The organism is Allobosea sp. FW305-C-101, assembly GCF_058783685.1.
In genome coordinates, this window is sequence record NZ_JBYSYT010000009.1 from 51,865 (window position 1) to 63,116 (window position 11,252).

The 11,252-nt window shown below is 68.3% G+C and carries 11 protein-coding genes; 2 read left to right on the forward strand and 9 right to left on the reverse strand.

Features of this window, described 5'->3' with window-relative positions; genetic code table 11:
- Window positions 1-322: 322 nt before the first annotated feature.
- Complete coding sequence (locus AC3WMA_RS24430) at window positions 323-1,231, reverse strand: DMT family transporter (RefSeq protein ID WP_492287858.1); 909 nt, start codon at window positions 1,229-1,231, stop codon at window positions 323-325.
- Between the two features lie 11 nt (window positions 1,232-1,242).
- On the reverse strand, window positions 1,243-2,400 hold the full coding sequence (locus AC3WMA_RS24435; RefSeq protein WP_492287859.1) for a trans-sulfuration enzyme family protein: 1,158 nt from the start codon (window positions 2,398-2,400) through the stop codon (window positions 1,243-1,245).
- A gap of 126 nt (window positions 2,401-2,526) precedes the next feature.
- Between AC3WMA_RS24435 and AC3WMA_RS24440 the strand changes: the two genes are divergently transcribed.
- Together AC3WMA_RS24440 and AC3WMA_RS24445 are read left to right on the forward strand one after the other, a co-directional pair.
- Window positions 2,527-2,988: an Lrp/AsnC family transcriptional regulator gene (locus AC3WMA_RS24440; protein ID WP_492287860.1), complete on the forward strand. Its 462-nt coding sequence runs from the start codon at window positions 2,527-2,529 to the stop codon at window positions 2,986-2,988.
- Window positions 2,989-3,104: 116 nt separating this feature from the next.
- Window positions 3,105-4,268 (forward strand): AGE family epimerase/isomerase, encoded by a 1,164-nt coding sequence (locus tag AC3WMA_RS24445; RefSeq protein ID WP_492287861.1) that lies wholly within the window; start codon window positions 3,105-3,107, stop codon window positions 4,266-4,268.
- A gap of 4 nt (window positions 4,269-4,272) precedes the next feature.
- Here AC3WMA_RS24445 and AC3WMA_RS24450 read toward each other — a convergent pair whose 3' ends face one another.
- Genes AC3WMA_RS24450 through AC3WMA_RS24480 form a run of 7 tightly spaced genes read right to left on the reverse strand, consistent with a single transcriptional unit; the run spans window position 4,273 to window position 11,250 of the window.
- On the reverse strand, window positions 4,273-5,244 hold the full coding sequence (locus AC3WMA_RS24450; RefSeq protein ID WP_492287862.1) for an ABC transporter ATP-binding protein: 972 nt from the start codon (window positions 5,242-5,244) through the stop codon (window positions 4,273-4,275).
- Window positions 5,241-6,221 (reverse strand): ABC transporter ATP-binding protein, encoded by a 981-nt coding sequence (locus AC3WMA_RS24455; RefSeq protein ID WP_492287863.1) that lies wholly within the window; start codon window positions 6,219-6,221, stop codon window positions 5,241-5,243. The genes AC3WMA_RS24450 and AC3WMA_RS24455 overlap by 4 nt, the downstream gene beginning before the upstream one ends.
- Complete coding sequence (locus AC3WMA_RS24460; protein ID WP_492287864.1) at window positions 6,218-7,762, reverse strand: gamma-glutamyltransferase family protein; 1,545 nt, start codon at window positions 7,760-7,762, stop codon at window positions 6,218-6,220. Before AC3WMA_RS24460 ends, AC3WMA_RS24455 begins: the two co-directional genes overlap by 4 nt.
- A complete protein-coding gene (locus AC3WMA_RS24465) occupies window positions 7,762-8,658 on the reverse strand; it encodes a polysaccharide deacetylase family protein (protein ID WP_492287865.1) in 897 nt (298 codons plus the stop codon). Before AC3WMA_RS24465 ends, AC3WMA_RS24460 begins: the two co-directional genes overlap by 1 nt.
- A gap of 13 nt (window positions 8,659-8,671) precedes the next feature.
- On the reverse strand, window positions 8,672-9,457 hold the full coding sequence (locus AC3WMA_RS24470; protein ID WP_492287866.1) for an SDR family NAD(P)-dependent oxidoreductase: 786 nt from the start codon (window positions 9,455-9,457) through the stop codon (window positions 8,672-8,674).
- Between the two features lie 12 nt (window positions 9,458-9,469).
- Window positions 9,470-10,327 carry a nickel transporter permease gene (nikC, locus tag AC3WMA_RS24475; RefSeq protein WP_492287867.1) on the reverse strand — a complete coding sequence of 286 codons (858 nt, stop codon included), beginning with the start codon at window positions 10,325-10,327 and terminating at the stop codon, window positions 9,470-9,472.
- Complete coding sequence (locus AC3WMA_RS24480; RefSeq protein WP_492287868.1) at window positions 10,324-11,250, reverse strand: ABC transporter permease; 927 nt, start codon at window positions 11,248-11,250, stop codon at window positions 10,324-10,326. Before AC3WMA_RS24480 ends, nikC begins: the two co-directional genes overlap by 4 nt.
- Window positions 11,251-11,252: the final 2 nt, after the last annotated feature.

Below are 11,252 nucleotides of genomic sequence, written 5' to 3' on the forward strand. Positions count from 1 at the left end.
GTCGCTTCCTCCAGCGAGGCGGCCGGCGGATAGGCGGGCGTGCTGGCGGCGATACCGGCCTTCGCGCCGATATGCTTCTCGAAGGGCAGCGAGCGATAGAGCGACGGATCGGCAGCTCGGCGGTCTCGTCGTCATGGCTCATGAAGGCGCCACCGGCGATCGTCTCGTCGCCACGCCGCAGCAGCAGGAAATCCCCGAGCGGCGGAGCGAAGGCTTGGGCCGGATAGCGCAGGATTTCCGAGCGTGCTCCGCCCGGCCGGCTGTTGAACCCGTAGCGGCCGTCATATTCGGCGATGAGGCCTTCAGCAGGGACGAACGCGATTCAGGCTGGGCGGCGCGGAGGATCCGGTCGCAACGCCAGCGCGACGCCGCCGATCGTCAGCGCGATCGCGATCATCTCCCGCAGCCCAAGCGTTTCGCCGAGCAAGGGCACGGCGGTGATCGTTCCCACGACCGGGACGATCAGCATGCTGGTGGCGGCAACCGCCGTCGGCAACCGCTTGAGCGCGCCGAACCAGGTTAGGTAGCAAAGGGCCATCGGACCGATGGCCATGTAGGCCAGTCCGAGCGCTCCCGGGGCCGAGAGCGCGGCGATGTTCGGCCGCTCCAGCATGAGGCCAAGTGCGACCATCGGCAGGCAGCCGAGGGCGACCTGCCAGGCCGCGACGGCCGGTCCCGGCATGGCGAGGGGCTTCCGCGCCTTGACCGTGCCAAGCGCGAACAGCACGGCCGCCGCGAAGGCGAACAGCACGCCGGGAAGCTTGGCCGCCGTGAAGTCAGGGCCGCCCATCAGAACGGCCATGCCGGTGATGCTGAGTCCCAGCGCCACCAGGCTGCGCCGGGTCGGCCGCGCGCCGAGCAAGGGCCAAGCCATCAACATCACCCAGATCGGCATCGAATAGGCGATCAGAGCCCCTTCCGAGACCTTGAGCCAGTTCAACGCGAGCGCGGTGAAGCCCATCCAGGCAAAGACGTTGATCGAGGCCGCAATCACGAGAGGCGCGCGCGCTTCGCGTGGCACGGCAAGGCTATCGCCGCGAGCCACTGCCAGCAGGGCGAGGCAGAGCGCGCCGATGAGGCCGGCCGTCCCCCGCGCGAAGAGCGGGGGCCAGTCCTGCAGGACGAATTTCAGCACCGTCCAGTTGAGGCCCCAGCCGAAGGCCGTGGCCAGCAGCAGGACCTTGCCGACCGTCTGGCTGGCCGGCACGGAAGCGGAGCCTGTCGGGGTCATGGCATGGCGCCTTACGCGCGATGCCCGGCCTTCAGGGCCTGGTCGAGATCGGCATAGAGGTCATCGATATCCTCGATGCCGGTCGAGAGGCGCAGCAGATCGGTCGGGCAGGGCGAACCGGCGCCCTCGATCGAGGCGCGGTGCTCGATCAGGCTCTCGACGCCGCCGAGCGAGGTCGCGCGCTTGTACAGTTCGACATGGGCCGCCGTCTTGATGGCAGCGCCCTCGCCGCCGGTGACCTGCACCGACAGCATGAACCCGAAGCCGTTCTCCATCTGCCGCGCCGCGATGTCGTGGCCGGGATGTTGCGGCAGGCCGGGATAGAGCACGCGCGCCACCAGCGGATGCGCCGAGAGCCGCTGCGCCAGCGCCATCGCGGAAGCCGCCTGCCGCTCCTGCCGGACGTGCAGCGTGCGCATGCCGCGCATCAGGAGGTAGGCCTCGAACGGGCCGAGAATGCCACCCTGGCCCTTGCGGACCGTCTTGACGCGGTTCCAGAACGCGTCGTCCTCGCGGGCGCAGAGCGCCCCCGCAACGACGTCGGAATGGCCGTTCAGCACCTTCGTCGCGGCATGCATGACGATATCGGCGCCGAGCGTCAGCGGGCGGGTATGGACCGGCGAGGCGCAGGTCGAATCGACCGCGAGCTTCGCGCCGGCCTTGTGCGCGATCTCGGCGGCCGCCGCGATATCGGTGATCGTCCAGAGCGGGTTCGACGGCGTCTCGATCCAGACCAGCTTGGTCGCGCCCGGCTTCACCGCCGCCTTCAGTGCGGCGAGGTCGTCGGTTTCGACGAAATCGACGGTGAGGCCCCAGCGCGTCGCCTCGGTGAGCAGCCAGGCCCTGAGCGCCCAGTACATCACCTTGGAGGCGACGACATGGTCGCCGGGCGAGAGCGCCTGGAACACGGCGGTCGCCGCCGCCATGCCCGAGCCGAACAGCAGCGCGCCGGCCTTGGCCTCCTCGAGCATGGCGAGCACGGCCTGTGCCTCATGCACCGTCTCGTTGTCCGGGCGGCCATATATGAAGCCGGTCGAATAGCCGTTATCCTCGTCGCGGATATAGGTGGTCGAGACATGGATCGGCGGGACCACGCCCTTGGTGGTCGGGTCGATCTTGCCCATGGCCTGCGCGGCAAGGCTTCTCTTGGTCCACTTCGTCGCAGTCATGACCCGTTCCCGTTTCGTCACCGCCGACAGGGTCGGCATCTGGATCAGATCATGCCGGCAAGCGCTTGGCGATTGTCGCGCATTTTTGCTATCAGGTGACGAATTTCGCCGATTGATGGACATTCGATGACCAAAACGGTCGATCTCGACAAGTTCGATTACGCCCTGCTGCGAGAGGTGCAGGCCGATAACCAGACGCCGGCGCGCGTGCTGGCCGAGCGTGTCGGCCTGTCCCAGAGTGCCGTGCTGCGGCGGCTCCGGCGCCTGCGGGCGGAAAAGGTCATCACCGCCGATGTTTCGGTCGTCAGCCCGGAAGTCATGGGCGTGCCGGTGACCGTGCATGTCACCGTCTCGATCATTCAGGGCTCGCGCACCTATGGCGATTTCGCCCGCAAGCTCCAGGCTAGGCCGGAGGTGAAGCACGCCTCCTATGTCACCGGCAGCGCCGATTTCGTGCTGCACCTGCAAGTCGAGAGCATGGCGGCCTATGCCGCTTTCACCCGCGAGGTCTTCCACGACGATCCGAATGTCGCGGAATACCACAGCTATATCGCCATGCGCGAAGTCGTCGGCCGGGGCGCGACATAAGCGGAGCCGCCTGTCTTGGCGCCCGGCCGGCCAGCCGTTATCGATCCGATGTGTGCGCGATGGGGCGGTTCCTCTGAACTCTGGTCGCCGTGGTTCTTGCCCGAGGGTATCGTCCGATGAAGCGCGAAGAAGCTGTGGAAATCGTTGCCGGCTTGCCGTCGAAGGCGTGGCTTCGGGAACCCCTCATCCCGGCCTGGATCGATCGCGCTGTCCGGCCCGGCCATGCCGGCTTCGTCGAGATGTTCGATCCGGCGGATCCGGATCGCGAGCCCGGCCCCGTGAAAACGACGCTGGTCACGGCCCGGCTGATCTATGTCTTCAGCCATGCCCATCTCCTCGACCCGCAGGGAAAGGCGCTCGCCGCCGCCCATCACGGCTTCGCCTTCCTGCGCGATGCCTGCCGGGAAGGCGGGCAGGGGCGCTTCCTGCACTCCGTCCGTGAGGATGGGACCCCTGTCGATGCCCGCACCGATCTCTACGATCTCGCCTTCGTGCTCTTCGCAATGGCCTGGTATTATCGCGCGACGCGGGACGATCAGGCGCTCGCGATCGCCGACGAGGTGATCGGCTTCATCGAAAGCGAGATGGCGCATCCGCTGGGCGGTTTCGCCGAGGATACGCTGGGCACGCTGCCCCGGCGTCAGAATCCGCATATGCACCTGCTCGAGGCATTTCATGCGCTGGCTGAGTCGACCGGCGAGAAGCGCTGGCTCGACCATGCCAGCGCGATCGTCCGGCTGGCGCGCGAGCATCTGGTCCATAAGGAGACCGGCACGCTCGGCGAGTATTTCACCGATGACTGGAAGCCGGTTGCCGGCGCGGCCGGCCTAGTCTGCGAGCCCGGCCATCATTTCGAATGGACCTGGCTGCTGCTGCACCATTGGCGCCTGACGGGTGAGACGCAGGCGCGCGATCTGGCGGAGAGGCTCTACGGCTTCGCCCTCCGGCACGGTCTCGATGACGGTTCAACCGGCCCGCTCGCTGCCTTCGACGTTTTCGACCGCACCGGCACCGTCACGGCCTCGACCAAGCTGCTCTGGCCGCAGACCGAGGCGATCAAGGCCTTCCTCGCCCGGATCGAGTTTCTCGATGATGCCGATGCGGCCGCGCGCCTCGACAGGCATCTCGCCAGCCTGTTCCGCTGGTTCGTCGCGCCCGAGACGGGCCTCTGGTTCAACCAGCTCGCGAAGGACGGAACACCTAGACAGACCGTTATCCCGGTGCGGGTGCTCTACCACCTCCTGCTCGCCCTCGCGGAATGGGAGCGCGTCCGCGGCTAACCGATCATCTGCCGACATGGACGCAGGCCGCCTCGGTTCCCGTCTCGCCTGCCGCGAGCGGGAAGCGCTCCTCGCCGCAGACCGCGATCCGCTCCGGGCAGCGCGTCACGAACGGACAGCCGACCGGCGGCGAGAGCGGGCTCGGCAGGTCGCCGCTCAGGATGATCTTCTCGCGGTTGCGCTGCGCCCGCGGGTCCGGCAGCGGAATCGCGGAGAGCAGCGCCTTCGTATAGGGATGCTGCGGTCGCTCGAAGATCGCATCGACCGGGCCTTGCTCGGCGACCGTGCCGAGATAGAGCACCATCGCCTCGTCTGCGATATGCCGGACGACCGAGAGATCATGCGAGATGAAGAGATAGGACAGGCCGAGATCGCGCTGCAATTCGAGCAGCAGGTTGAGCACCTGCGAGCGGATCGAGACGTCGAGCGCTGAGACCGGCTCGTCGAGCACGAGCAGGCGCGGTGACAAAGCCAGCGCCCGCGCGATCACGACGCGCTGGCGCTGCCCGCCCGACAGCGCGCTCGGCAGGCGTTCCCCCAGCGCGGCGGGCAGACCGACGCGATCCAATAGTTCGGCGACGCGGGCCTTGCGGTCGGCGCGGCTGCGGCCGGCGATGGCGAGCGGCTCACTGATGCTGTCGGCGATCGTCATCTTGGGATCGAGCGCCGAGGACGGGTCCTGGAAGACGATCTGGATGTCCTGCGCCAGCGCGGCCCGCTCGCGCCGCTTGAGCGCGGTGATGTCGCGCCCGTCGAAGCGGATCGTGCCCGCCGTCGCTCGCTCCAGCCCGACGACCGCATAGGCGGTCGTCGACTTGCCGCAGCCGGATTCGCCGACCAGCGCCAGCGTCTGTCCAGCCTGGAGGTCGAGCGAGATGCCGTCGACCGCCTTGACCACGCCGCCGGGCGTGCCGATGCCGCCGCGCAGCGGGAAATGCACCTTGAGGTCGCGGACCTCCAGCAACGGCGCGCTCATGCTATCGCCTCCAGCCGGTCGACATGCCAGCAGGCGGCACGATGGGAGGCGCCGACCGCGACGGCGGGCGGAACCTCGATGCAAGCCTCGTCGGCGAGCGGGCAGCGCGTGCGGAAGCGGCAGCCCTCCGGCCAGGCGCCGGCCGGGGGCACCATGCCCTCGATCGTCCGCAGCACCGTCTTGCGCTCACCGTCGAGCTTCGGGATCGTGCCGAGCAGCAGGCGGGTATAAGGGTGGCTCGGTGCTGCGAAGATGGTGTCGACCGGGCCGCTCTCGACGATCCGCCCGCCATACATCACGCAGACATCATCGGCGAGATCGGCGACCACGCCCATGTCATGGGTGATCAGCACGACCGCGCTGCCGACCTCGTCGCGGAGCCGGCGCATCAGGTCGAGGATCTGCGCCTGGATGGTGACGTCGAGCGCCGTCGTCGGCTCGTCGGCGATCAGCAGCGAGGGCCGGCAGATCAGGGCCGAGGCGATCATGATGCGCTGGCACATGCCGCCAGAGAGTTCGAACGGATATTGCCGGGCGCGCCGTGCCGGATCGGGAATGCCGACGCGCGCCATGATCGCGATGGCCTCCTCGCGTGCAGCGGCGCGCGACAGCCCGCGATGCAACAAGAGCGCTTCCTCGACCTGCTCGCCGACCCGCATCAGCGGGTTCAGCGAGGCGACCGGCTCCTGGAAGATGATCGCGGCGTCGTTGCCGCGCACCTGCGACAGCTCCGCCTCGGACAGCCCCGTCAGCTTGCGCCCGCCGAGCCGGATCGAGCCGGCGGAAACCCGCGCCGCGCCGGGCAGCAGGCCGAGCACGGACAGCGCCGTCAGGCTCTTGCCGCAGCCGGATTCGCCGACGATCGCGAGGATGCGGCCGGTCTCGACGCTAAGCGAGACGCCATCGACGATGCGGTGGCCGTCGATCTCGATAGCGAGGCCTTCGATCGCCAGCATCGGGTTGGCGTGCTCGCTCATACCGAGGCTGCCGCGACCGCGGCCCAGGGGCTGGTCGGATGCGCCATGCCGAGGAAGCCGCCATCTTCCGCTCGCATCACCGCCGAAGGCACGGAGAAGTTCACGGGGTACAGCGTGTCCTCGACGATTTCGACCGGGAAGGCCCCGGCGATCCGCGCCGCCACATCCGGCTCGGCCCGGGCATCGACCTTGATGCGCGGCGTGGAGGCGTCGATGCGCGGCCGGTGGAAGACATCTTCGAGCGAAAGGCCGAAATCGGCCATGCCGGAGATCATCTGCAAGAGCGTCGGGAAGATCGTGCGGCCGCCGGCGGCGCCGATCGCGAGCCAGGGCTTGCCGTCGCGGCTCAGCACCAGCGGGCACATGTTCGCCAGCGGCTTGGCGCCGGCCGCGATGCTGTTGGGCTGGCCGGGGCGCGGATCGAACCACATCATGCCGTTGTTCATGATGATGCCGGCCCGCGGCAGCGCCACCCGCGCGCCGAAGCGCGAGAGCAGCGTGTTGGTCAGCGAGACCATGTTGCCGTTGCGGTCGACGACGCTGACATGCGAGGTGCAACCCGCTTGCGGCGTCGCGGCATGGCCCATGCTGTTCAACCTCACCGCGTAAGCCTCGCGGATCGCGGTGGCGTAGGTCAGTGCAGCATCGGCCTGTGAGGCGTCGGGGCCGAGCCCGCACGCTTCCACCCGTCGCGCCGCGTCGAAGAAGGTCGGACCGCCGCTGAGGCCGGGAATAGCGGCGATGTCGAGATCGCGATAGCGCCCGGTCAGGGCCGGCGACCAGACCGCCTGATAGCCGGCGAGATCCTCAGTGCGGATGGCCGAACCGCCCACTTCGAGATCATCTGCGATCAGGCGTGCGGTCTCGCCCTCGTAGAAGTCGCGGGCGCCCGCTTTTGCCAATCGCTTCAGGAGCTGGGCCTTGGCCGTCATCGGCTTGAAGCGGCGGGTGTCGGCACCCGCCTTGGGCGGCTGGCCGTTATCCAGGAGGAGTGCGGAAATCACCGGGTCACGCGACAGGCCGGCGACCTCGACCGCGATGCACAGCGCCGCATACCAGTCGATTTCCAGCCCGCGTTCGGCATGCTCGATCGCCGGCTGCAGCGCCTCGCTCCAGGAGATCGTGCCATGGCGCTCCAGCGCGGCGGAAAAGCCGGCGATGGCGCCGGGCACACAGATCGCGCTGTAGCCGGCGACATTGCGCTCGCCGACGACGGCGGGCCAGGCGAACCAGTTGCCCGAACCGGCGTCGGTCAGCGGATAATCCGCCGGATCGAGACCGCGCGGCGAGCGCACGTTGAAATCGAGTGTGTCGAGCGCTCCCGTCTTGCCGTCGGCATGGATCAGGAAGCCGCCGCCGCCCACGCCCGAAAGCCAGGGCTCGACGATGCTCAGCACCAGCGCGGTGACGATCGCCGCATCCATCGCGTTGCCCCCGCGTGCGAGCACGTTGGCGCCGGCCTCGGCCGCGTGGCGGTTCTGCGCGGCGACGAGCCCGTGCGGGGAGCGGACGGCAGGGCGGCGGATGCTGAAGGTCTGCATCAGGCTTTGGTCCGGAAGCGCAAGGGCGCGCTCGGTTGCGGCAGGCGCATGGGCACGCTGAAGCGCTGCGCATTGGCGCTCTTCGCATGATGCGCCGCAAGCTCGCCCACGGTCGCGATCCAGACATCGGGCGAGGCTGTCACCACGTCGAGCAGCTTCTCCAGCATGCGGACGCGCCCGGCCCGGCCGGAGATCCAGTCATGGACGGTGAGCATCATCATCCGCCCCTCGCGATGCAGCACCTCCCATTCGTCGAGCCAGGCATCGAGAATGCCGTTCTGGGCCGAGGGTGGGGCGCGGTCCTGCGCGCTGCCGGTGAAGCGGAAATAGACGGCGTCGTCGACCGCCCAGAGCACAGGAACCTGTGTCACGCCGTCGATGGTGTAGGGGTGGTCGAAGCCCATCAGCGAGGAATCGTAGAGTCCGCGCCGCTTTACCTCTTCCAGCATGAAGGGCGTCATCTCCCAGGCCGGCGAGCGGAAGCCCTTGGGCACGACACCCGCCTGGCTCTTGAACAGCGCGAGCGATTCGTCCATCGCGCGGGCGAATTCCTCAGGGCCGGCCTCGGTCGCGAGTTCGTGGAAATAGCCGTGCAGGCCGATCTCGTGACCGCGCGCGACGAAGGCCGGCAGCAGCTCCGGGTGGTTCTTCGCGATCAGCCCCGGCACGAACAAAGTCGCCTTGATGCCGTAGCGATCCAGCAGATCGAGCAGGCGCCAGATGCCGACGCGCGGGCCGAACAGCCTCTGCTCGATCTGTCCGAGCGCGACCGGCGCCCCTTCGGGCAGGCTCCACTGATAGGGGCTTTCCGCATCGACATCGATGGTGAAGCAGAAGGCGCTCGACTTGCCTTCCGGCCATTCATAGGCGGGGCGGGCGGCGTTTGGGCCGGTCATGTCCTGGCCTCCCTTAGAGCGCCTGCTTCTTGTCTTGATGGACGGCGAGCGAGCCGATCGAGTTGCCGCCATCGACTGTGAGCGTCGCGCCGGTGACATAGGCCGAGGCATCGCTGGCGAGGTAGAGCAGGGCGTTGCCGACATCCGCGCGGGACGACGCCCGGCCGAGCGGGATTTGCGCGACCGTGTTCTGGATATGCGCATCGGTGAGGGCGCTGACCGTGCTGCCGGCGGCGAAGCCCGGCTCCAGCGCGTTGGAGCGGATGCCGTATTCGGCGAGCTCGACGCCGAACCCCTTGGTCAATCGGTCGAGCGCGGTCTTCGACATCGAATAGACGCAGGCGGTGCGGCGCATCTTGCGCGAGGCGCCCGACGAGATGTTGATGATCGAGCCCTTCACGCCCTTGCGTACCATCTGGGTCGCGAGTTCGCGGGTCAGGATGAACGGCGCCCGCAGGTTGATCGCGAGGATGCGGTCGAACTCGGCGGTCGGCGTGTCCAGCAGGAAGGCGCTCGGATAGATGCCGGCATTGTTGATGAGGATGTCGGCGGCGCCCCAGCGCTTCCCGATCTCGGCGGCGAGCGCCGTGATCGAGGCCTCGTCGGTCAGGTCGGCCGGCATGACGAAGCTCTCGCCGGAGAGGCCGAGCGTCTTGGCCAGCGTCTCCAGATCCTGGCTACGCGCATCGGTCAGGCAGAGCGTGGCGCCGGCCTCGTGCAGAACCTCGGCGATCCAGCGGCCGATGACCCCGCAGGCACCGGTGACGACGGCGCGCTTCCCCTTGATGTCCTCGAACATGGGCTTAGTCCTTCAGCGATGGCGGGGATCGAGGCGGTCGCGCACGGCGTCGCCGGTGAGATTGACGGCGAGCACCAGCACGAACAGGCAGATGCCGGGGAGCGTGGCGACCCACCAGGCGGTCGCGACATAGTTCCGGCCGGTCGAGAGCATCGCGCCCCAGCTCGCGGTCGGCGGCTGGACGCCGAGCCCGAGGAAGGACAGGCCGGCCTCGAACAGGATCATCAGCCCGAATTCGAGCGTCGCCACGACGCTGACCGCGCCGACGATATTGGGCAGGACATGGCGGAAGAGCACGCGCGGCGCGCCGGCTCCCATCAGTGCCGAGAGCCGGACATAGGGCATGTTCGCCACGGAAAGCGTCTGGCTGTAGGCGATGCGGGCGTAGCGCGGCCAGCGCGTCAGCGCGAGCACCATGATGACATTGACGATGCCGGGGCCGAGCACCGCGACGGTGATGATCGCGAGCAGGATCGCCGGGATCGACAGGAAAACGTCGACGACGCGCATCACCGCGATCTCGACCCAGCCGCGCCGATAGCCCGCGATCATGCCGAGCGTCGTCCCGACCACGCCGGAGAGGACGACCGAGGCGAAGGCGACGATCAACGAAATGCGCGCGCCATGGATGACGCGGCTGAGCAGGTCGCGGCCGAGCTCGTCGCTGCCGAGCCAGTAATGGAAGCTGCGCGAGACGGTGCCGGGCGGCTTGAGGCGCCCGAGCAGGTTCTGCTGGTTGGGATCATAGGGCGCGAGCCAGGGCGCGAAGACAGCGACCAGCACGACGAGCGCGATGATGCCGACCGGCCACCAGCGCCACAGGCCACGGCGCTTGGCGCGCGGCATCGGGCTTGCGGCTGCGACGCTCACCGCGCGCCCTCCAGCACGATGCGCGGATCGACCAGGCTGTAGAGCAGGTCCGAGAGCAGGTTGAGCAGCACGGTGACGAAGGCGCCGAGCAGCACCACGCCCTGCACGATCATGAAGTCGCGCGCCAGGATCGCCTGGACCGTCACCTGTCCGAGGCCGGGCCAGGCGAAGACCGTCTCGACGATGACGGCGCCGGCCAACAGGTTCGATATCTCGAGCGCCGCGACGGTGATCACCGGGATCGAGGCGTTGCGCGCGAGATGGCGGATGAGCAGCCGCCCGCTACGGACGCCGCGCGAGCGGGCCGTGCGGACATAGTCTTTCGAGAGTTCGTCGAGCAGGGCCGAGCGCGTGATCCGCGCGAAGGTCGCCATGCTCAGCAGGCCGAGCGCGAAGGATGGCATGACGAGATTCGAGAGGTCGCCGGTGGAGGAGGGTGGCAGCCAGCCGAGCAGCACCGAGAACACCAGGATCATCAGGATGCCGCTCCAGAAAGTCGGCATGCTCTGGGCGGCGAGGACAAAGCCCGAAGCCGCCTTCGCTGCGGCCGAGTTGCGGAAGATCGCGAGCAGGATGCCGATCGGCACCCCGATGCCGCAGGCGACGAGGAGCGCGCCGGTCGCCAGCATCAGCGTATAGGGGAGACGCGAGGCGATGATCGTCGTCACCGGTACCCGCTGCACCACCGATTGCCCGAGATCGAAGCGCACGAGCTCGCCGAGGAAGTCGAGATACTGCACGACGAGCGGCCGGTCGAAGCCGAGCTGATGGCGCAAGGCCGCGATATCGGCCTGCGTCGCCGTCTCCGGCACGAGCAGGTAGGTCGGGTCTCCCGTCAGGCGCTGGACGAAGAAGATCAGCGTCACCACCCCGAGGATGGTGACGAGCGCCTGGCCCAGCCGGCGGAGCAGGAAACCCGGCACCG